Raw genomic sequence first — 20,135 nt, 5'->3', positions numbered from 1 at the left:
CGTGTCCGCCGCCATGCCGTGTCTTCCGGCCGACCAGGTATCACGAGGTGATCGTCCGTGAATCTCGCTTTCGTCGAGAGTCCGGTCCAGCTCCTGAACGTCCTGGAGTGGGCCCACACCCGGCCCGGCGCGCGGCTGGACGGGGTCCCGGCGCAGCCGACGGGCCCGGCCCCGGCGGCACGCATGCCCGTCGCCGATCTCACGGTGGTCGTCCTGTCGCCCACCGACCCCATGTCGCGGGGCCAGCTGCGCCGGATGGCGGAGCTGGCCCGCGACGAGGGGTTCACGGTGCGCTGGCAGGAGGCGCGCGGCGGGACGAAGGCCCCGCTGAAGACGCTGCGGGAGCTGGCCCCGATGCTCCACAGGGCCGAGCGCATCGTCATAGGTGACCCGTTCTCGCGCTACGTACAGCTGCTGCTGACCATGGTCGGCAGCCGGGATCTGACCGTCGTCGACGACGGCACCGCCACGATGGAGTTCGTGGCACAGCTCGCCCGCGGCGAGAAGCTGGTGCGCTGGCACCGGCGCGGCAGGCGGGGACCCCGCGAACTCGTCCTCGCGCCGGTCACGTTTCTGGCCCGCCGCAGGCTCAAGCCCTCCCGCAGCCGCCAGGTCGAGGTCTTCACCTCGATGCCGGTCGAGCCACCGCCGGGGATCACGGTCACGGCCAACCGCTTCGCCTGGACCCGCTCCCGCTTCGGCCCGCCCAAGATCACCCGGGGCGCGGACCTCGTGGGCACGTCCCTGGTGGAGACGGGGGTCGTGGACCCGGACCAGTACGTGGAAGCGGTTGCCGCCCTGGCCCGTACGCACGGTGCAACCCGCTACTTCGCCCATCGCCGGGAGAGCACGGACAAGCTCCACCGCCTCGCCGTCGAAACCGGCCTGGAGATCGTCCGCCCGGACCTGCCGCTGGAGCTGATCGCCCGCCGTGGCCCGATCGGCCGTACGGTACTCAGCTTCCCGTCCACCGTCGTGCACACCCTGCCGCTCGCCCTCGTGGGTACGGGTATCAAGGTCGCGGTCTGTGACATCGCCCCGGAGTGGCTCAGAGACACCGCGTCCCCGCGGGCCCAGGGCTTTCTGGCGGGGGTGACGGGCACGGCCCGCGATGTCCAGCGGCTGCCGGCCCCGGCATGAGCGGCCGTCTCGGGCCGGTCGAGCTACGGTAGAGAAGAGGAGTGAGCTTACCCACACGAGAGTGCAACTATGCACCTCGTGGCCATCTTTCCTTCCCCTATCGGGCTGAACTTTTGTTGATCAGTGGTCAGTTGACCCCTGCCTGGGCCTACTCTTCAACAGGTGAACCAACTGATGTCCCGCGAGTCCGAAGCCGATCTGCCCGGGGAAGCCGTACTGCCAGGCACGCTCTCCGAGCCGCTGCGCGACGAGCTCATCGCGTTCCGCCGCGACCTGCACATGCACCCCGAGCTCGGCAATCAGGAGTTCCGTACGACCGCCGCGCTCAAGGCGCGCCTGGAGCAGGCGGGCCTCAAGCCGCGCGTGCTCTCCATCGGCACCGGGCTCATCTGTGACATCGGGAACTGGGACGGCGTACGTCCCCTTTTCGCGATCCGTGCGGACATCGACGCGCTTCCCATCCCCGACACCAAGACCGGGGTGCCCTACCGCTCCACCGTCCCCGACCGGGCGCACGCCTGCGGGCACGATGTACACACCACCACGGTCCTGGGCGCCGGGCTCGTCCTCGCCGAGCTCGACCGGCAGGGGCTCCTGCCCCAGCCGGTCCGGCTGATCTTCCAGCCCGCCGAGGAGGTCCTGCCCGGCGGCGCGCCCGACGCCATGGAGTCCGGCGTGCTGGACGGAGTCGGCAAGATCATCGCGGTTCACTGCGACCCCCGGGTCGACGCCGGCCTCATCGGGCTGCGGCCCGGGCCCATCACCTCCGCCTGCGATCGCCTCGAGGTCACGCTCGACGGCCCCGGCGGCCACACCGCCCGCCCGCATCTGACCACCGACCTGGTCAACGCCGCCGCGAAGATCGTCACCGATGTCCCCGCCCTGCTCGCCCGCCGCGTCGACGCCCGCTCGGGGCTCGCCGTCACCTGGGGCCGTATCGAGGCGGGCCACGCCTGCAACGTCATCCCGCAACACGCCGAACTGTCCGGAACCGTGCGCTGCCTGGATCTGCCGGGCTGGCGCGCGGCCCCCGACCTGGTGCACGCGGCCATCGACGAGATCGCCACGCTGCACCGGGCCAAGTCGCAGATCAACTACATCCGCGGGGTCCCGCCCGTGGTCAATGACCCGGTCGTGACCGAGCTGCTGCGCGATGCGCAGACGGCGCGCCGCGGATCGTACGCAATCGAGGACACCGAACAGAGCCTGGGCGGCGAGGACTTCTCCTGGTACCTGGAGCACGTCCCGGGCGCGATGGCGCGACTGGGCGTGCGTACGCCCGGCGACACGACGCGCCGTGATCTGCACCGCGGTGACTTCGACGCCGACGAGCGCGCGATCGAGGTCGGTGTGGAGCTCTTCACCGCCGCCGCGCTGCTGGACGCACAGCGGGGTTAGAAGCGCACACGGGCGCGCACAGCAGCCGCGCACACGGGTGCCTTTCGAGGAATCCGTTGCCCGGCCCCGTGTAACTGGGCCGGGCGGCGGCTCGACGGGTGTAGCTTGCGTTCTCGAGCCGCTACCGCGCGCGGAGCTCGTGGCCTGTTCGCGACGATCCGATAACGACTCATGAACAGGGCTTTAACTGACATCTACGCGCGTTACGATCGCCGCGAAACCAGCGCCGGAACTGGCGCTTTCGGTCAGGTTTTAAGGAGCCCCTCAGTGCGCCGGATCACCAGGATCGCCACCGTGGGCATCGCGTCCGCGGCTCTCGCGCTGTCCGCCACCGCGTGTGGCGGCAAATCGTCTTCCGACTCCAGCTCGGACAACGGCGGCAAGGCCGCCCTCGCGTACGACATCGGCGGCCGTGGCGACCAGTCGTTCAACGACGCCGCCTACGCCGGCCTGGTGAAGGCCGAGAAGGACCTCAAGATCAAGGGCACCGAGGCGGAGCCCACCGAGGGAGAGGGCGACCCGGACAAGGTCCAGCGCCTCACCTCGCTGGCCCGCGCCGGCAACAACCCGGTCATCGGTGTCGGCTTCGCGTACGCCCCGGCCATCGCCCAGGTCGCGCCGAAGTTCCCGGACACCACCTTCGGCCTCATCGACGACACCTCCAAGACCGGCAAGAACATCGCCAACCTGGTCTTCAACGAGGAGCAGGGTTCCTACCTGGCCGGCGTCGCCGCCGCCAAGGTGACCAAGACGAACACCGTCGGCTTCATCGGCGGCGTCGAGACCCCGCTGATCAAGAAGTTCGAGGCGGGCTACGTCCAGGGCGTCAAGGACACCAACAAGAACGTCAACGTCAAGGTCCAGTACCTGACGCAGCCGCCGGACTTCGGTGGCTTCTCCAAGCCCGACCTGGGCAAGGCCGCCGCTCAGGGCCAGCTCGACGCGGGCGCCGACGTGATCTACGCCGCCGCCGGTCTGGCGGGCTCCGGCGCGATCGAGGCGACCTCCAAGGCCGGGAAGTGGGCCATCGGCGTCGACTCGGACCAGTACAACCAGAAGGGTCTCGCGGCCTACAAGAACTCCATCCTCACCTCGGTGACGAAGGATGTCTCGGACGCAGTGTTCAACGTGATCAAGTCGGTCAAGGACGGCAAGCCGCAGTCCGGTGAAGTCCGCTACGGCCTCGACAAGGACGGCGTGGGCCTGGCCGCCTCCAACCCGGCCTACACCAAGATGACCGACGTGACCGCTGCGGTGGAGAAGGCCAAGGCCGCCATCATCGCCGGCACCATCAAGGTCAAGACCGCTCCGTAATCGGGCGCGCCAGGACCGAAGGCCCACGGGTCCGGAGAGGGCGGCACACCGCCGCCTCTCCGGACCCCGGCCGGGTTCTGGCCACCGGTTTTTGTTATTCGCCTGTGCTACGCGCGTAGAGCTCGCTGTGACGCGATAACTTCGCCCCGCCCCTGCCCGCATTCCCACAGCCCGTCCCGCCTGCCCTCCAGGCACCTTTCCCGCCAAGGAGAGTGCGTCATCAACGCGTCCAGCCCTCCTGCCGCCGTAGAACTGCGCGGCATCACCAAGCGCTTCCCCGGCGTCGTCGCCAACTACGACATCGACATCACCGTCCAAAAGGGCACCGTGCACGCCCTCGTCGGTGAGAACGGTGCCGGCAAGTCGACCCTGATGAAGATCCTTTACGGCATGCAGAAGCCGGACGAGGGCACCATCACCGTCGACGGCGACCAGGTCACCTTCTCCAGCCCGGCCGACGCCATCGCGCGTGGCATCGGCATGGTCCACCAGCACTTCATGCTGGCCGACAACCTCACCGTGCTGGAGAACGTCGTTCTCGGCGGCGAGAAGCTGTACGGCATCGGCGCCCGGGCCCGTAAGAAGATCCAGGAGATCTCGGAGGCGTACGGCCTGAACGTGCGCCCCGACACCCTGGTCGAGAACCTCGGCGTTGCCGACCGCCAGCGCGTGGAGATCCTCAAGGTCCTCTACCGCGGCGTCCACACGCTGATCCTCGACGAGCCGACCGCCGTGCTCGTCCCGCAAGAGGTCGACGCGCTCTTCGACAATCTGCGCGACCTCAAGGCCGAGGGTCTCACCGTCATCTTCATCTCGCACAAGCTGGGCGAGGTCCTGAAGGTCGCCGACGAGATCACGGTCATCCGCCGCGGCACGACGGTCGGTACCGCCGACCCGCACACCACCACGACGAAGCAGCTCGCCGAGCTGATGGTCGGCAGCGAACTGCCCTCGCCGGAGACCCGTGAGTCGACGGTGACGGATGTGCCGATGCTGCAGGTCTCCGACCTGAAGCTGACCGTGACCGACCCGGACGGTGTCGTCCGCGAGGTCCTCGCGGGCATCAACTTCACCATTCACAAGGGTGAGGTGCTGGGTGTCGCCGGTGTCGAGGGCAACGGCCAGACCGAGCTCATCGAGACCCTGATCGGGATGCGCATCCCGGACGGGGGTGTCATCGCGCTCGACTCCGACGACATCTCGCACGCGCCGACCCGCAAGCGCCGCGAGGGCGGCATCGGTTACATCCCCGAGGACCGCCACCGGCACGGTCTGCTCCTTGAGTCCTCGCTCTGGGAGAACCGCATCCTCGGCCATGTCACCGAGGAGCCCAACAGCAAGCGGGGCCTGCTCGACCTCAAGGCGGCCCGCAAGGACACCGAGCGGATCGTGCGCGAGTACGACGTCCGCACCCCCGGCATCGAGGTCACCGCGGGCTCCCTCTCCGGCGGCAACCAGCAGAAGCTGATCGTCGGCCGCGAGATGAGCCACAGTCCCAAGCTGCTGATCGCCGCCCACCCCACCCGTGGTGTGGACGTCGGCGCGCAGGCCGCGATCTGGGACCAGATCCGCGAGGCGCGCCGCGAGGGTCTCGCGGTGCTGCTGATCTCAGCCGACCTGGACGAGCTCATCGGGCTCTCCGACACCCTGCGGGTGATGTACCGGGGCCGGCTGGTCGCGGACGCCGACCCCGCCACGATCACCCCGGAGGAGCTGGGCTCGGCCATGACCGGAGCTGCCACCGGCCACCTCGAAGCACACGAGCAGCCTGAGAACGGTGAGGGCCGATGAAGAAGTTCGACAAGGACCGGCTCCTGCTGGGCATCGCCGGCCCGGCGCTCGCGCTGGTCGTGGCCTTCGCGCTCACCTCGGTGGTGCTGCTCGTCTCGGACCGTGATCCGATCGAGCCGTACAAAATCATGTACGACACGGCCCAGTTCACCGACGTACAGGTCAACATCGTCAACACGACCGGTACGTACTACCTGGCCGCACTCGCCGTCGCCATCGGCTTCCGGATGAATCTGTTCAACATCGGTGTGGACGGTCAGTACCGCCTCGCGGTGATGCTCGCCGCCGTCGTCGGTGCCAGCGTCGACCTGCCCGGCCCGATCCACATCCTGCTGATCGTGCTCGTCGCGATGGCCGTCGGAGCCGTCTGGGCCGGTATCGCGGGCGTTCTGAAGACCACCCGCGGCGTCAGCGAGGTCGTCTCCACGATCATGCTCAACGCGATCGCCACCAGCCTGATCGCCTGGATGATCCTGCCCGCCAACCTCGGTGTGCAGCTGCCCGGCTCCAACGACCTGACCACGGGTGAGATCCCCGAGTCCGGCTGGTTCCCGGGCCTGGACGTCGACGGCGGAACCATCTACGGATTCACGTTCGTCGCCTTCGCGCTGGGCATCGTCTACTGGTTCGTACTCAACCGCACCCGCTTCGGCTTCGACCTGCGCGCCACCGGCGCCAGCGAGTCCGCCGCCCAGGCGAGCGGCGTCGACGCCAAGAAGATGATCCTCACCGCCATGCTGATCTCCGGCGCGGTCGCTGGACTGGCCGGTCTGCCGCTGCTGCTGGGCGACACGCACACGTACAGCCTGAGCTTCCCGGTCGGTGTCGGCTTCACGGGCATCACCATCGCCCTGCTCGGCCGCAACAACCCGATCGGCATCTTCTTCGCCGCACTGCTCCTCTCGTTCCTGGACAAGGCCTCGTCCGAGCTGGACCAGCACGGCTACGAGAAGGAGATCGCCACGATCATGCAGGGCCTGATCGTGATCGCGGTCGTCGTGTCCTACGAGCTCGTGCGCCAGTACGGGCTTCGCCGACAGCAGCAGAAGGTCGGCGAGGAGCTTGCCGCGCAGGCCAAGAAGAGTGAGGAGGTCGCGGCATGAGCGAGTCCACGAGCACCGTCTCGATGGTGTCCACCGCGCCCAAGAAGGGCGGCGGACGCCGCAAGCTGTCCCTGCCCGTGATCCTTCTGATCATCGCGGGCGGCCTCGCGTTGTTCTCGCTGGTCCGTGAGGTCAGCGGCGCGAACGACCTCACCTCCGTCGGTCAGGTCGCGGGCGCCCTCCAGCTGGCCGTGCCGATCGGCCTCGCCGGACTCGGCGGCCTGTGGGCCGAGCGGGCCGGTGTGGTCAACATCGGCCTCGAAGGCATGATGATCCTCGGCACCTGGTTCGGTGCCTGGGCGGGCTACCAGTGGGGCCCGTGGACCGGTGTCCTGGTGGGCATCGTCGGCGGCGCGCTCGGCGGTCTGCTGCACGCGGTCATGACGGTCACGTTCAACGTCAACCACATCGTCTCCGGTGTGGCCGTGAACATCCTGGCCGTCGGTGCCACCCGCTACATGTCGAACTTCACGTTCGCCGAGGCCGAGGGCGGCTCCTCCAGGCAGTCCCCGCGCATCGACCAGATCTACGACATCACCATTCCGGGACTCTCGGACTGGCTGGCGGACCTGCAGGCCAGGCACTGGTTCTTCATCTCCGACCTGGCCGGTGCGCTCGGCGGCTTGGTGACCAACCTGTCGCTGCTGACCATCGTGGCGGTGCTGCTGATCCCGGGTACCTGGTGGGTGCTGTGGCGTACGGCCTTCGGTCTTCGGCTGCGGTCCTGCGGTGAGAACCCCGTCGCCGCCGAATCCCTCGGCGTCAACGTCTACAAGTACAAGTACATCGCCGTTCTCGTCTCCGGTGGCCTGGCGGGACTCGGCGGCGCCTTCCTCGTCATCGTCTCCACCGGCATCTACCAGGAAGGCCAGACCGGCGGCCGTGGTTACATCGGTCTCGCCGCGATGATCTTCGGCAACTGGATGCCCGGCGGCACGGCGCTGGGCGCCGGACTCTTCGGCTTCACCGACAGCCTCAAGCTGCGCGGCGGCGCCGAGAACGTCCACGCCATGCTTCTGCTGCTGGCGATCCTGCTGGTGCTGGCCTTCGCCTGGCAGCTGTACAAGAAGAAGCACTGGCAGGCCGCGATCTGCCTGGCCGTGGCCGGCGGCCTGTACGCCTGGTACGCGCTGACCGACCTGCTGCCCAGCCAGTTCGTGGACGCCGCGCCGTACGTCACCACGCTGCTGGTCCTGGCGCTGTCCGCGCAACGGCTCCGGATGCCCAAGGCCGACGGCATGCCGTACAAGAGGGGGCAGGGCAAGTGACCACCGCCGCCCGGGAGTTCGACTGGGACGCTCTGCGCGAGCTGGCGCGCGAGGCCATGTCCCGTGCGTACGCTCCCTACTCGGGCTTCCCGGTCGGCGTGGCCGCGATCGTCGACGACGGCCGCACAGTGATCGGCTGCAATGTCGAGAACGCCTCGTACGGGCTCAGCCTGTGCGCGGAGTGCGGTCTGGTCTCCCAGCTCCAGGCCACCGGCGGCGGCCGGCTGACCCACTTCACCTGTGTGAACGGCCGGGGCGAGATCCTGGTCCCGTGCGGCAGGTGCCGTCAGCTGCTGTACGAATTCGGCGGCCCCGAGCTGCTGTTGCAGACCCCGGAAGGGGTGCTCCCGCTCTCCGAGATGCTGCCGCAGGCCTTCGGGCCGGGGCATCTGCGCCAGGCCTGATCCGAACGACAGGCCCTGGCACTTCGCGGCCCTTCCGCTCCGGCGGAAGGGCCGTACCCCTACCCTTTCTCTATGCGCGTAGAGCGACTCTGAGCCACTCTGGAGGAATTCCATGGACGTCATCTCCGTCATCCGCACCAAGCGGGACCGGGGCGAGCTGAGCCCCGAGCAGATCGACTGGGTCATTGACGCCTACACGCGTGGTGAGGTCGCCGACGAGCAGATGTCGGCGCTGGCGATGGCGATCCTGCTGAACGGCATGAACCGCACGGAGATCGCCCGCTGGACCGCCGCGATGATCGCCTCCGGCGAGCGCATGAACTTCGACGCGCTGTCCCGCCCCACCGCCGACAAGCACTCCACCGGCGGCGTCGGCGACAAGATCACACTGCCGCTCGCGCCCCTGGTGGCCGCATGCGGTGCCGCCGTACCGCAGCTGTCCGGACGCGGACTCGGCCACACCGGCGGCACCCTCGACAAGCTGGAGTCCATCCCCGGCTGGCGCGCGCTGCTCTCCAACGAGGAGATGCTGCACGTCCTGGACACCACCGGCGCCGTGATCTGCGCGGCGGGCGACGGCCTGGCCCCCGCGGACAAGAAGCTCTACGCGCTGCGCGATGTCACCGGCACCGTCGAGGCCATCCCGCTGATCGCCTCCTCGATCATGTCGAAGAAGATCGCCGAGGGCACCGGCTCGCTGGTCCTGGACGTCAAGGTCGGCACCGGCGCCTTCATGAAGACCATCGAGGACGCCCGCGAACTGGCCTCCACCATGGTCGCGCTGGGCACCGACAGCGGAGTGAAGACCGTCGCGCTGCTCACCGACATGTCCACCCCGCTCGGCCTCACCGCGGGCAACGCCCTCGAGGTCCGCGAGTCCGTCGAGGTACTGGCGGGCGGCGGCCCCGCCGATGTCGTCGAGCTGACCCTGGCGCTGGCCCGCGAAATGCTGGACGCGGCCGGAATCAAGGACGCCGACCCCGCGAAGGCCCTCGCCGACGGCTCCGCGATGGACGTCTGGCGCCGCATGATCGCTGCCCAGGGCGGCGACCCCGACGCCACGCTCCCGGTCGCCCGTGAGCAGCATGTGGTGACAGCTCCCGCCTCCGGTGTGCTCACCCGCCTCGACGCGTACGACGTCGGCATCGCCGCCTGGCGCCTGGGTGCGGGCCGCGCCCGCAAGGAGGACCCGGTGCAGGCGGGCGCGGGCGTCGAGCTGCACGCCAAGCCGGGCGAGCAGGTGACGGCGGGTCAGCCGCTGATGACCCTGCACACGGACACCCCTGCGAAGTTCGACTACGCGCTGGACTCGCTGAAGGCGGCGTACGACATCGCTCCGGCGGGCACGGAGTTCACCGCGAACCCGATCGTGCTGGACCGTATCGCCTGACGCAATCTTCCGTACAGAACGGGACCGGTGGCTCGCCACCGGTCCCGTTTTCGCTGTGCGGGCGGTCAGCCGGTGGTCAGTCGCCGAGAACCGTCAGATCGAGCCGGGCCAGACGCTCGGGGTCGGCGAGGATATTGATCTCGACGATCTTTCCGTGCGCGATGGTGAACGCCATGACCGAGACCGGCCGCCCCTGCGAAGCCGCGACGACTCCCAAAGTGCCGTTGACGAGCGCGGGCCGGGCGACCGCGGCCAGCCGCGCGAACGTGAGAGCCTGCCCGGCCACGGCCCGAGCACCACGGACCACCGCCCCCGGGCGCAGATCACCGGCGTCGGACCGTGCCACGACATCGGGGTCGAGGACCGCGACGAGCGCCTCGAGGTCGCCGCCGCGCGCCGCGGTCAGGAACGCGTCGACCACTTCGCGCTGACGCGCGGGATCGGTGTCGACGGCCGGGGCCGCCCCCTGCACCCGGCGCCGGGCGCGGCTGGCCAGCTGCCGGGCGGCCGTCGGGGTACGCCCGACGATGGGCGCGATCTCGTCGAAGGGCACCGAGAACAGGTCGTGCAGGACGAACGCGAGCCGCTCGGCCGGGCTCAGGGTCTCCAGTACGACGAGCAGCGCGAGGCCGACCGAATCCGCGAGCAGCACCTGGTGCTCCGGCGTGACACTGTCCGCGCTGCTGACGATCGGATCGGGCAGGTGCACGGCCGGCGGCTCCAGCGGCTCCTCACGCCGCGACATGCGCGTCCGCAGCATGTCCAGACAGACCCGGCCGACCACCGTCGTCAGCCAGCCGCCCAGATTCTCGATCTCGCTGGTGTCGGAGCGGCTGAGCCTCAGCCAGCCCTCTTGTACGGCGTCGTCCGCCTCGCTCAGCGAGCCGAGCATCCGGTACGCCACCGCCCGCAGATGGGTGCGGTGGGCCTCGAATCGCTCCGCCAGAAATTCGTTGCCGTCCATCGGTCACATCCCTTTGTCGCTGTCCGTCAGTGCGGTGACGTAACAGACCGGGCCGATGTGACAAGCACGGCCCCAGGACTCTGGAGACGACCATGCATGCACGTATGACCAACCCGGCGACGGCAGTACCCGACGCCCTTCCGGCCCTGATCGCGCTGGGTGCGTCGGTAACGAGGACGGGCGTGCCGGAGGCCACGCTCAACCTCGTCCATCTGCGCGCGAGCCAGATCAACGGCTCCGCCTGGAACGTGAGCAAGCATGCCGCCGACCTCAAGCAGTCCGGCGAGAGCGACGAGCGGGTCTTCGCGGTGGCGGCCTGGCGGGAGGCCCCGTACTTCACCGATGCCGAGCGGGCCGCCCTCGCCCTGGCCGAGGCCGCGACCCGGCTCGGCGACCGGGCCGACGCGGTCCCGGACACGATCTGGGACGAGGCCGCCCGGCACTACGACGAGCAGCAACTCGCCGGTCTGCTGCTGGCGATCGGCCTGGGAAACCTGTGGCACCGCCTGATGACCACCACCCGCCAGCCCGCGGCCCCGGTGACGTCATGAACGCACCCGACTCGACCTCAACGATCAGCCCGCCCCGGACCAGCGCGTCCGCCGCGCCAGGGGTGATCCTGGCCTTCGTCTGCATAGCCCAGTTCATGGTCTTTCTCGATGTGTCGATCGTGAACCTCGCACTGCCGTCCATCCAGGACGGTCTCGGCATGTCCGACGTCAGCCTGGAGTACATCGTCACGGCCTACTCGACCGTGCTCGGCGGATTCCTGCTGCTCGGCGGGCGCCTGGCCGATACGTTCGGACGCCGCAGCGTGCTCCGCGCCGGTCTGATCGTGTTCGCCTTGGCATCCCTGGCGTCTGGCCTCGCCACAAGCGGCGCCATGCTGATCACCGCCCGAGGGTTCCAGGGCCTCGGTTCCTCGCTCATCGCCCCGGCCGCGCTCTCGATGCTGACCAGCACCTACGCCGAAGGCCCCGCACGCAACAAGGCGCTCGGCATCTGGGGCTCACTCTCGGGCATCGCGTCGATCGCCGGCGTCATCCTCGGCGGAGTGCTCGCCGACGGGCCAGGATGGGAGTGGATCTTCTGGATCAATGTGCCGATCGGCCTGGGTGCCGCGCTGCTGGCGCCGCGTATGGTCCCCGAGAGTCGGGCGGAGGAACGCCGCCGCCCGTTCGACACGGCCGGAGCGGTGACCCTCACGGCCGGTCTGCTCCTGCTGATCTTCACCCTCGGCGAGGCCACCACGGTCGGCTGGGGCACGCTTCGTACGATCGGCAGCCTGACCGGTGTGGCCGTACTGCTGGCGGTCTTCCTGGTGATCGAGGCCCGCGTCGCGTCCCCGATGATGCCGCTCAGGATCTTCCGGCTGACGACGATGCGCACCGCGAATCTCTCCGCCGTGTTGGTCTTCGGCACCTTCGGCGCGCTGTTCTTCTTCGCCAGCCTCTTCATGCAGCAGGTCTACGGCTACTCCCCGATGCAGGCCGGGTTCGCCTATGTGCCGCTCGCCGTCTCGGTCGCCGTTGGCGCGGGCATCGCCTCGGCCCTGATCACCAAGGTGGCGGCGCGGCCCGTGCTGATCAGCGGCCTGGTGGTGACGGTGTCAGGTCTGCTGCTGCTCTGGCGCGCACCGGCCGACGGTCGCTATGCGCTCGACATCCTGCCCGCGTTCCTGGCCCTCGGACTGGGCTGCGGCATGGTCTTCGTAACGCTCCAGATCGCCGCGTTCGTCGGGATCAGCGACGAGGAGGCGGGCGTGGGCGCCGGGCTCATCAACACCAGCCAGGAGGCGGGTGGAGCGCTCGGTCTCGCCGTCGTCGCGACCATCGCCTACAGCGGGCTCGGCTCGGATCTGGCCTCGGCGGGCGGCGACCCGATCCTGCTGCGGGACGCCCAGGCGGCGGCCAACCATGACGCATTCCTCGCGGCCGCGTGCCTTGGCTCCGCGGCGCTGCTTCTGGTGATGGCGCTGATGCCGCGCGGCAGGAAGGCGTCGAGCCGATGAGCCGCGAGCCGACGAAGTGTGCGCCGATGAGATTCGCCCCGCCGGACGGTCCACAGAGCAGGGCATATCCGCCCCTACGAAGGGACGGGAAGGTGGGTCATGGGCCGAAGGCCGGGTATCGCGATGAGTTCTGCCCGCAGGGGCAGTCTCTCCCGTGTGGACGCCACAGAGCCGATTCTTGTGCGCATCGCCGGGCGAGTGTCGCCGGCCGATGTGCCGCGCCTGTGCGAGGAGTTGGGCGCGCGGCTCAGCTGCAGCGAGGCCACCGAGGTGATCTGTGATGTCGGTGAGCTCACCCATGCCAACCTGGCCGCCGTGAACGCTCTCGCACGTCTGCAGCTCACCGCCCGGCGGCTGGGGTGCCGGATCCGGCTGCGCAATGCCGGGCCGGAGCTGCGGGCGCTGCTCGATCTGGTGGGCTTCGGCGAGGTCGTCGCCTAGTCCGCGGCCGCGCCCTCCCCGTCCAGCCGCGCCGGCAGCTCGAACAGCGGGAACCACCGCTTGGTGTCCAGGAAGAAGTCCATCCCGCCGATCATGCCGTTCCTGATCTCCAGGACGATGAGCGCCCACGGCTCGTACCCCTCGCCCGTCTGGCTGGGGTGGTAGTGCGCGAACGCCGGCGAGCCGTTGGCCACGGTCGGGACCAGCTTCGAGCCCCGGCAGACTTCGCCGACGCCGAGCATCCAGCCCACGATGTCGTCGTGGCCGCGCAGCCACAGGTCGTAGGGCGGCATGGACATGGTCGCGTCTTCGCGGAGCAGCGCCGTCAGCGCCTGCATGTCGTACCCCTCGAAGGCGGCGACATAGCGGTCGAGGAGCTTGTGCTGCTCGTCGTCGAGCGGGTCGGCCGAGTCTGCCGAGGACGGCTCCGATTCGGCGAGCGTCGCCCGCGCCCGCTGCAGCGCGCTGTTGACCGAGGCGACCGAGGTGGTCAGCAGTTCGGCCACCTCGCTCGCCTTCCAGGCCAGCACCTCGCGCAAGATCAGCACCGCCCGCTGCTTGGGCGGCAGATGCTGCAGCGCTGCGACGAACGCCAGCCGGATCGTCTCGCGCTCCACCGCAGTCTCGGCCGGGTCGGCGACCGAGGGCAGCACCCGCCCGTCGGGCACCGGCTCCAGCCAGGTGATCTCCGGGCGGGAGTTGAGCTGTGCCTGGGCCACCGGGGTGGGAGCGGTGAGATCCATCGGGCGGGCGCGGCGATTGCCTGCGTTCAGCATGTCCAGACAGACGTTCGTCGCGATGCGGTAGAGCCAGGAGCGCAGGGACGAGCGCCCCTCGAACTTCTCGAAATTCCGCCAGGCGCGGACCATCGTGTCCTGGACGGCGTCCTCCGCCTCGAAGGCGGAGCCCAGCATGCGGTAGCAGTAGCCGGTCAGCTCCCGCCGGTACTGCTCCAGCTGGGAATCGAGATCCTTCGTCGTTGCCAGATCACTCATCGGGTCCACCCCTGTCGCCCATCGGCACCAGCCCTTCGGAACCTACAGGAGCGGACTGACAATGGGGGTCAGGTTCCGGGCTTGCGCCCGTAGACGTAGACGTCGTCGCCGTTCTTCAGCAGATTCCAGTATGCCTTTGCGTCCGCGGGCCGCATGTTCACACAACCGCCCGAGCCCGGAGGGTTGTACATCGACTTCGTGGTCGAGTGGAATGCCTGTCCGCCGTCGAAGAACTGCGAGTACGGCATCCGTACGTTGTAGAGCGTCGACCAGTGGTTGATGCTCCGCCAGTAGATCTTCTTCGCGCCGGTCCGCGTCTCGGTGCCGTTCTTGCCCGTACGCACCGGCACCGGGCCGTACTTCAGCTTCGCGCCGTCCTGGATCCAGGTCAGCTGGCGCGTGAGGTCCACGCAGGCGATACGGCCTTTGTTGGTCGGGCACCTGCCCGCCTTGTTGGGTGTCTTTCCGGCCGCACGCTGCTGGAGGATCGTGTTCATCGTGCGCCAGGTGATCTCGCCCGCATATCCGATGGTCGGCTTGATGCCGTGCCAGCCCTGGAAGGTCCGTATCGCCTGGCAGTCGGCCGGCGACTGCCTGCCGTCCACCGGGCGGCCCAGGAACTTCTCCACCTGCCGCTGGTACGGGCCCGTGGACGTCGTGCACGACGCCGCCGCCGCGGGCGCACTGCCCAGTGCCGCCGTCAGCGGAACCACCAGACCGGTCAGGCCGAGCACGACGCCTGCTCGTCTCCCGTTCATCGCTTTCACAGCCACCAACTCCCCTTCGTGTCTGCCGGTTTGACACACGTCGGGGAGTTGGAGTTGTACTGATTTCAGTGTTTGTTTCAGGAGTTTTCAGCGCTGGGCCGTGGCGAGAACCAGCCGGTGCTCGGCGCGGGCCACCCGGGTCCCGTACAGCGTGATCGACACGACGCCGAGAACCGCGAGCAGACCCAGCAGAACCGTGCCCGCCCAGCCGCCGGAGTGGAACGCGATCGCGCCGAGCGTGCCGCCCGCGCTGCTGCCCAGGTAGTACGCGGACTGGTAGAGCGCGGAGGCCTGGGCGCGGCCCGTCTTCGCCGTACGGCTGACCGAGGACGAGGCGACCGCGTGGCCCGCGAAGAAGCCCGCGGTGATCAGGACCAGGCCGAGCAGTACGGCGGGCAGCGAGTCCGCCAGCGACAGGAGCACACCCGCGGCGGTGGTGGTGACCGCGAGATACAGCGCGCCGCGGCGGCCCAGACGGGCGACCAGCTTGCCCGCGGCGGCGGACGACACCGTGCCGACGAGGTAGACCAGGAAGATCGAGCCGATGATGCCCTGCGGGAGGTTGAAGGGCGCCTCGACCAGCCGGTAGCCGATCACCGTGTAGACCGCGCCGAAGACGGTCATGAACAGCGCGCCGATCGCGTAGAGGCGCAGCAGCAGCGGGTCGGCGAGATGGCCGCGGACAGTCTGGGCAAGAGCCTTCGGGTTGAGCGAACCGGGCGTGAAATGGCGGGCCTTGGGGAGCAGTGCGCGGAAGACCAGCGCGCACACCACCGCCATCACGCCGACCGCGGCGAGCGCCGCGCGCCAGCCCCAGAGCTGGGCCACCCAGCCGGTGACGATCCGGCCGCTCATGCCGCCGATGCTGTTGCCCGCGACGAACAGGCCGATCGCGGCGACCAGCGCCTTGGGGCGTACTTCCTCCGCCAGATACGCCATGGCCGAGGCCGGCAGACCGGCGAGCGCCGCACCCTGCACTGCGCGCAGCGCCACCAGCCACTCGAGGCTCGGCGCGAACGGCACCAGCAGCCCGACGACGACGGCGACCGCGAGCGATGCGGTCATCACGGAGCGCCGCCCGAAGCGCTCGGAGAGTGCGCTCATCGGCAGCACGCACAGGGCGAGCGCGCCGGTGGCTGCGGAGACCGTCCAGCTGGCGGCGCTCGCGCTCACGCCGAAGGAGGCGGAGACGGCGGGCAGCAGCGCCTGCGTGGAGTAGAGAAGGGCGAAGGTGGCCACTCCGGCGGCGAAGAGCGCGAAGCTCATGCGGCGGTAGCCGGGGGAGGAGGGCGTCAGACGGTCGTCGGTGCGGGCGTCCACGGTGGTGGTGGACGCCTTGGTACTGGCAGGAGGCATGTATCGAACGTAGGCCGCCATATTTCATGCGTCCAATGCATGGAATGGCGATAATCGTTCCCATGGTGCATCAACACAGCTCACGGGCGCGGCTGTCACCGAGTAGTTACGAAGAAGACATCGCGCTGCTGCTCGCTCCGCGGCTCGCGTACTTCGCGGGGGTGGCCCGGCACGAGCACGTGACGCGTGCCGCGCAGGAGATGGGCGTGCCCCAGTCCACGCTGTCGCGGGCGATCGTCCGCCTCGAAGAGGACCTGGGCGTCACGCTCTTCGCCCGCAAGGGCCGTACGGTCTCGCTGACCCCGGCGGGCCGGACCTTCCTCACGTCCGTGGAGCGCGCGCTCGCGGAGGTGGAGCGGGCGGCGGAGTCGGTCCAGGCGGACGCGGATCCGGCGTCCGGCAAGGTGGCCTTCGGCTTCCTCCACACGATGGGCTCCGAGACGGTGCCGGGCCTGATCCGGGCCTTCCGGGCGGATCACCCCCGTATCCGCTTCACCCTCGTCCAGAACTACGGCGAGGCGATGATCGAACGCCTTCGCGCCGGAGACCTCGACCTGTGCCTGACCTCACCGGTCCCGGACGCCCCGGACCTGGTCGCGCGCCGCCTGGACGAACAGCGGCTGCGACTTGTGGTCCCGGACGACCACCGGCTGGCGGGCCGCAAGCGCATCCGCCTGGCGGAGGCGGCGGACGAAACCTTCGTGACCCTCGAACCCGGTTACGGCCTGCGGCGCATCACGGACGACCTGTGCGCTGAGGCGGGCTTCACGCCGAGGGTGGCCTTCGAGGGCGAGGAGGCGGAGACCCTGCGCGGCCTGGTGGCGGCGGGCCTCGGGGTGGCCCTTCTCCCACCCCCCGCGGTGGCCCGCCCGGGCGTCGTCGAACTGACGGTGACGGCGCCGAGGGCGGTGCGGGAGATCGGGGTGGCGTGGCTGGACGGGCACCCGGACACGGCGCCGGTGGCGGCGTTCAAGAGGTTCCTGCTGTCGCGGCGGGGGCATCTGCTGCCGGACTGACGCCCCGGGGGCCGTTCTCAGGGGCGCAGGGAGCGGCCGAAGCCCGCCGCCAGGGGCATGCGGAGGCCCAGTGGGGGCGGTGCCGCGAGGGCGTCGGCGACCGGGCGGGCGTAGGAGCGGGTGAAGAGCGCGCCCAGGACGAAATCCGCCGCCAGTGCCTGGACTTCCTCATGGTGCTGGCGCAGCGCGTGGCCGTCCGAGTGGACCTCGAAGCGGCACGTGTCGCGGTTCGTCTTCTTCGCGCGTTCCGCGAGGCGGTACGACAGCTCCGGGTCCGTGCGCGCGTCGTTCGTGCCGTGCACGATCAGTACCTGGCGTCCCACCAGCTGTTTCACCGGCTCCGGTGTGGCCGCCATGTCGTCCTCCGGCAGCCAAGGCGCCATCGCTAGGACCGAGTTGACGGCCGGGTGGCCCGCGGCGTGGAGGGCCGCCCGGCCGCCCATGCCATGGCCCGTGAGGCAGACCGGGACGTCGCCGTAGCGGCGTACCACCTCGTCCACCGCCCATGTCGCGTCCGCCGCCAGATGCGCGTCCGGTCCGTTCCAGCCGCGGCAGCGGTAGTGGACCGCGTGCACCGCCAGGCCGTCCGTGCGGCCCGCGCGGGCCAGCGTGCGGCCTAGCGGCAGTGCGGCCGCGTACGACAGCGGTGAGGGTCTGCGTACCGACTCGGGCTCTCCGTCCGGCAGGACCAGCACCACCCCGCCCACCGCCGAGTCCGCGGCGAATGCGCGTCCGCCCGCCGCCCGGCCCAGCCGTGCGCTCGCCGGAGTCCGGTTCCCTCGTGCTTCCCTTGCCACCGTCGCTGCCGCCGCGCCTTCCGGACGCCCCCACCACAGGGGGAGTGCGTGGTCTGCCATGGCAGAACAGTCTCAGAAGGACAGGTGTACTCCACCCGTACGCACGGTCACTGTTACGTATCGACACAGCGCCCTCTACGCGCGTAGGGGCTAGAGTGCGCAGATGACGAGCCAGACCCTCAACACGCCCACCGCGGACCAGATCCGCCGCGCTCCGAAGGTGCTCCTCCACGATCACCTCGACGGCGGGCTGCGTCCGGGCACGATCATCGAACTCGCCCGCGAGACGGGCTATGAGGCGCTTCCCGAGACCGAGCCCGACAAGCTCGGCATCTGGTTCCGTGAGGCTGCCGACTCCGGCTCCCTGGAGCGTTATCTGGAGACGTTCGCACACACCTGCGCCGTCATGCAGACCCGCGACGCCCTGGTCCGCGTCGCCGCCGAGTGCGCGCAGGACCTCGCCGAGGACGGCGTCGTGTACGCGGAGGTGCGGTACGCGCCCGAGCAGCATCTGGAGGCCGGGCTCTCCCTGGAAGAGGTCGTCGAGGCCGTCAACGCGGGCTTCCGCGAAGGCGAGCGACGGGCCCGCGAGAGCGGTCACCGCATCCGCGTCGGCGCCCTGCTGACCGCGATGCGGCACGCCGCCCGCGCCCTGGAGATCGCCGAACTCGCCAACCGCTACCGCGACTTGGGCGTCGTCGGCTTCGACATCGCGGGCGCGGAGGCGGGCTTCCCGCCCACCCGCCACCTCGACGCCTTCGAGTATCTGAAGCGGGAGAACAACCACTTCACCATCCACGCCGGGGAAGCCTTCGGGCTGCCGTCGATCTGGCAGGCACTCCAGTGGTGTGGCGCCGACCGGCTCGGGCACGGGGTGCGGATCATCGACGACATCGAGGTCTCCGACGACGGCGCTGTGAAGCTTGGGCGCCTCGCCGCGTACGTACGGGACAAGCGCATCCCGCTCGAGCTCTGCCCGACCTCCAATCTGCAGACCGGAGCGGCCGCTTCATATGCAGAGCACCCCATCGGACTGCTGCGCAGACTGCACTTCAGGGCGACGGTCAACACCGACAACCGGCTGATGAGCGGCACCAGCATGACCCGCGAATTCGAGCTGCTGACCGAGACTTTCGGATACACGCTCGACGACATGCAGTGGTTCACCGTCAATGCGATGAAGTCGGCATTCATTCCTTTCGACGAACGGCTGGCGATGATCAATGACGTCATCAAGCCCGGTTACGCCGAGTTGAAATCCGAATGGTTGTTCCGGCAAACCGCCACGACCAGCGATTCTTCCCTCGGTGAGGGCTGAGGGCGGGTACACCGAAGCGGCCGGGAACGTCAACACTCGGCCGCTTCCAGGTGTTTGCAGCCGCAGAGCGGGGCTGGCTAGCTTGCATAGCCGCTCATATCCCCGTCCCAAGGACTCATCCCTGATGAAGCAGTCTGCTGCCAAGACTCTCGGTGTCGCCGCTCTCGGTGCCGCCTTCGCCGCTGCCGCCGCGGGCACCGCATCCGCCGCGCCCGCCAACCTCCCCGACTCCGCCACCTCGCTGGACACCGTCACCAGTGTCGCGCCGGTCCAGGAGGCCCTCACGAAGCTCCCGGCGGGCGTGCCGGAGTCGCTCGCGGGCGGTCAGACTGCCCTCACGAGCAGTCTCGCCGACAGCCCCGCCACGCTGCCGGCCACCGTCCAGGCTGCGGCCACCAAGGTGCTGCCCGGCGCCGACGGGGCCGACCCGGTCTCCGGCCTGCTCGGCGGTCTGCCGGTCGGCGCCGGCAGCCTGCCGGTCGGCGGCGGTGTGCCCGGTCTGCCCGGTCTGCCCGGTCTCGGGGGCTGACGGCTGCTGCTGACGTACTCCGTACGTCAGGAAGTGGGGTCCACGTCGAGCCAGGCGTTCCGCTCAATGCAGTCCAGCGCGCGCGATCGTTCCCTGCCAACAACGCGCCCCACGAAGGGGTATTCGTGCCATT

Annotated in this window: 19 protein-coding genes; 14 read left to right on the top strand and 5 right to left on the bottom strand. The window is 69.5% G+C overall.

Going from position 1 to position 20,135, the window contains the following annotated elements:
* Positions 1-57 precede the first annotated feature (57 nt).
* The 8 genes from ABZS64_RS05460 to ABZS64_RS05425 all read left to right on the top strand — a co-directional run bounded on the left by ABZS64_RS05460 (position 58) and on the right by ABZS64_RS05425 (position 9,808).
* Positions 58-1,140: a hypothetical protein gene (locus ABZS64_RS05460; protein ID WP_355823492.1), complete on the top strand. Its 1,083-nt coding sequence runs from the start codon at positions 58-60 to the stop codon at positions 1,138-1,140.
* 174 nt (positions 1,141-1,314) lie between these two features.
* A complete protein-coding gene (locus ABZS64_RS05455; RefSeq protein WP_355824094.1) occupies positions 1,315-2,538 on the top strand; it encodes an amidohydrolase in 1,224 nt (407 codons plus the stop codon).
* A gap of 267 nt (positions 2,539-2,805) precedes the next feature.
* Complete coding sequence (locus tag ABZS64_RS05450) at positions 2,806-3,852, top strand: BMP family ABC transporter substrate-binding protein (protein ID WP_355823489.1); 1,047 nt, start codon at positions 2,806-2,808, stop codon at positions 3,850-3,852.
* 219 nt (positions 3,853-4,071) lie between these two features.
* A complete protein-coding gene (locus ABZS64_RS05445) occupies positions 4,072-5,643 on the top strand; it encodes an ABC transporter ATP-binding protein (protein WP_355824091.1) in 1,572 nt (523 codons plus the stop codon).
* Complete coding sequence (locus ABZS64_RS05440; RefSeq protein ID WP_355823486.1) at positions 5,640-6,746, top strand: ABC transporter permease; 1,107 nt, start codon at positions 5,640-5,642, stop codon at positions 6,744-6,746. The genes ABZS64_RS05445 and ABZS64_RS05440 overlap by 4 nt, the downstream gene beginning before the upstream one ends.
* Complete coding sequence (locus tag ABZS64_RS05435; RefSeq protein WP_355823484.1) at positions 6,743-8,014, top strand: ABC transporter permease; 1,272 nt, start codon at positions 6,743-6,745, stop codon at positions 8,012-8,014. Before ABZS64_RS05440 ends, ABZS64_RS05435 begins: the two co-directional genes overlap by 4 nt.
* Positions 8,011-8,418, top strand: a complete 408-nt coding sequence (locus ABZS64_RS05430; RefSeq protein ID WP_355823481.1) for a cytidine deaminase — start codon at positions 8,011-8,013, stop codon at positions 8,416-8,418. Before ABZS64_RS05435 ends, ABZS64_RS05430 begins: the two co-directional genes overlap by 4 nt.
* Positions 8,419-8,530: 112 nt before the next feature.
* The gene (locus tag ABZS64_RS05425; protein WP_355823478.1) at positions 8,531-9,808 is read left to right on the top strand and encodes a thymidine phosphorylase; all 1,278 of its coding nucleotides are present in this window, start codon (positions 8,531-8,533) and stop codon (positions 9,806-9,808) included.
* 76 nt (positions 9,809-9,884) lie between these two features.
* Here ABZS64_RS05425 and sigJ read toward each other — a convergent pair whose 3' ends face one another.
* Positions 9,885-10,772, bottom strand: a complete 888-nt coding sequence (gene sigJ, locus ABZS64_RS05420) for an RNA polymerase sigma factor SigJ (protein ID WP_355823475.1) — start codon at positions 10,770-10,772, stop codon at positions 9,885-9,887.
* 92 nt (positions 10,773-10,864) lie between these two features.
* On the opposite strand from sigJ, the gene ABZS64_RS05415 reads away from it, so the two are divergent.
* The 3 genes from ABZS64_RS05415 (at position 10,865) to ABZS64_RS05405 (ending at position 13,224) form a co-directional block, all read left to right on the top strand.
* A complete protein-coding gene (locus ABZS64_RS05415) occupies positions 10,865-11,323 on the top strand; it encodes a carboxymuconolactone decarboxylase family protein (protein WP_355823472.1) in 459 nt (152 codons plus the stop codon).
* On the top strand, positions 11,320-12,783 hold the full coding sequence (locus ABZS64_RS05410; protein ID WP_355823469.1) for an MFS transporter: 1,464 nt from the start codon (positions 11,320-11,322) through the stop codon (positions 12,781-12,783). The genes ABZS64_RS05415 and ABZS64_RS05410 overlap by 4 nt, the downstream gene beginning before the upstream one ends.
* Positions 12,784-12,939: 156 nt before the next feature.
* Positions 12,940-13,224 carry an STAS domain-containing protein gene (locus tag ABZS64_RS05405; protein WP_355823466.1) on the top strand — a complete coding sequence of 95 codons (285 nt, stop codon included), beginning with the start codon at positions 12,940-12,942 and terminating at the stop codon, positions 13,222-13,224.
* Here ABZS64_RS05405 and ABZS64_RS05400 read toward each other — a convergent pair.
* The 3 genes from ABZS64_RS05400 to ABZS64_RS05390 form a co-directional block, all read right to left on the bottom strand.
* Entirely contained in the window at positions 13,221-14,219 is a 999-nt protein-coding gene (locus ABZS64_RS05400; RefSeq protein ID WP_355823463.1) for a sigma-70 family RNA polymerase sigma factor, read from the bottom strand. The genes ABZS64_RS05405 and ABZS64_RS05400 overlap by 4 nt on opposite strands.
* A 68-nt stretch (positions 14,220-14,287) precedes the next feature.
* Positions 14,288-14,977 (bottom strand): L,D-transpeptidase family protein, encoded by a 690-nt coding sequence (locus tag ABZS64_RS05395; protein ID WP_355824088.1) that lies wholly within the window; start codon positions 14,975-14,977, stop codon positions 14,288-14,290.
* Between the two features lie 96 nt (positions 14,978-15,073).
* Positions 15,074-16,342 (bottom strand): MFS transporter, encoded by a 1,269-nt coding sequence (locus ABZS64_RS05390; RefSeq protein WP_355823460.1) that lies wholly within the window; start codon positions 16,340-16,342, stop codon positions 15,074-15,076.
* Between the two features lie 62 nt (positions 16,343-16,404).
* Here ABZS64_RS05390 and ABZS64_RS05385 point away from each other — a divergent pair, with 62 nt between their 5' ends.
* Positions 16,405-17,358 carry a LysR family transcriptional regulator gene (locus tag ABZS64_RS05385; RefSeq protein ID WP_355823458.1) on the top strand — a complete coding sequence of 318 codons (954 nt, stop codon included), beginning with the start codon at positions 16,405-16,407 and terminating at the stop codon, positions 17,356-17,358.
* A gap of 17 nt (positions 17,359-17,375) precedes the next feature.
* Here the strand turns inward: ABZS64_RS05385 and ABZS64_RS05380 are convergent, their stop codons facing one another.
* Positions 17,376-18,056: an alpha/beta hydrolase gene (locus tag ABZS64_RS05380; protein WP_355824085.1), complete on the bottom strand. Its 681-nt coding sequence runs from the start codon at positions 18,054-18,056 to the stop codon at positions 17,376-17,378.
* Between the two features lie 262 nt (positions 18,057-18,318).
* On the opposite strand from ABZS64_RS05380, the gene ABZS64_RS05375 reads away from it, so the two are divergent.
* Together ABZS64_RS05375 and ABZS64_RS05370 are read left to right on the top strand one after the other, a co-directional pair.
* A complete protein-coding gene (locus ABZS64_RS05375) occupies positions 18,319-19,473 on the top strand; it encodes an adenosine deaminase (RefSeq protein ID WP_355823455.1) in 1,155 nt (384 codons plus the stop codon).
* 124 nt (positions 19,474-19,597) lie between these two features.
* The gene (locus ABZS64_RS05370) at positions 19,598-20,002 is read left to right on the top strand and encodes an ATP-binding protein (RefSeq protein ID WP_355823452.1); all 405 of its coding nucleotides are present in this window, start codon (positions 19,598-19,600) and stop codon (positions 20,000-20,002) included.
* Positions 20,003-20,135: the final 133 nt, after the last annotated feature.

The organism is Streptomyces sp. NPDC005408 (genome assembly GCF_040606445.1).
GTDB lineage: Bacteria > Actinomycetota > Actinomycetes > Streptomycetales > Streptomycetaceae > Streptomyces.
This window is presented reverse-complemented; position numbering and strand designations above follow the sequence as displayed.

What these genes read in the sequence shown, in the direction of transcription:
- ABZS64_RS05385 (WP_355823458.1), top strand. Translation starts at nt 16,405, where the DNA reads ATGGTGCATCAACACAGCTCACGGGCGCGGCTGTCACCGAGTAGTTAC.
- ABZS64_RS05370 (WP_355823452.1), top strand. Translation starts at nt 19,598, where the DNA reads ATGAAGCAGTCTGCTGCCAAGACTCTCGGTGTCGCCGCTCTCGGTGCC.
- ABZS64_RS05440 (WP_355823486.1), top strand. Translation starts at nt 5,640, where the DNA reads ATGAAGAAGTTCGACAAGGACCGGCTCCTGCTGGGCATCGCCGGCCCG.
- ABZS64_RS05435 (WP_355823484.1), top strand. Translation starts at nt 6,743, where the DNA reads ATGAGCGAGTCCACGAGCACCGTCTCGATGGTGTCCACCGCGCCCAAG.
- ABZS64_RS05410 (WP_355823469.1), top strand. Translation starts at nt 11,320, where the DNA reads ATGAACGCACCCGACTCGACCTCAACGATCAGCCCGCCCCGGACCAGC.
- ABZS64_RS05395 (WP_355824088.1), bottom strand. Translation starts at nt 14,977, where the DNA reads ATGAACGGGAGACGAGCAGGCGTCGTGCTCGGCCTGACCGGTCTGGTG.
- ABZS64_RS05390 (WP_355823460.1), bottom strand. Translation starts at nt 16,342, where the DNA reads ATGCCTCCTGCCAGTACCAAGGCGTCCACCACCACCGTGGACGCCCGC.
- ABZS64_RS05455 (WP_355824094.1), top strand. Translation starts at nt 1,315, where the DNA reads ATGTCCCGCGAGTCCGAAGCCGATCTGCCCGGGGAAGCCGTACTGCCA.
- ABZS64_RS05375 (WP_355823455.1), top strand. Translation starts at nt 18,319, where the DNA reads ATGACGAGCCAGACCCTCAACACGCCCACCGCGGACCAGATCCGCCGC.
- sigJ (WP_355823475.1), bottom strand. Translation starts at nt 10,772, where the DNA reads ATGGACGGCAACGAATTTCTGGCGGAGCGATTCGAGGCCCACCGCACC.
- ABZS64_RS05415 (WP_355823472.1), top strand. Translation starts at nt 10,865, where the DNA reads ATGCATGCACGTATGACCAACCCGGCGACGGCAGTACCCGACGCCCTT.
- ABZS64_RS05400 (WP_355823463.1), bottom strand. Translation starts at nt 14,219, where the DNA reads ATGAGTGATCTGGCAACGACGAAGGATCTCGATTCCCAGCTGGAGCAG.
- ABZS64_RS05425 (WP_355823478.1), top strand. Translation starts at nt 8,531, where the DNA reads ATGGACGTCATCTCCGTCATCCGCACCAAGCGGGACCGGGGCGAGCTG.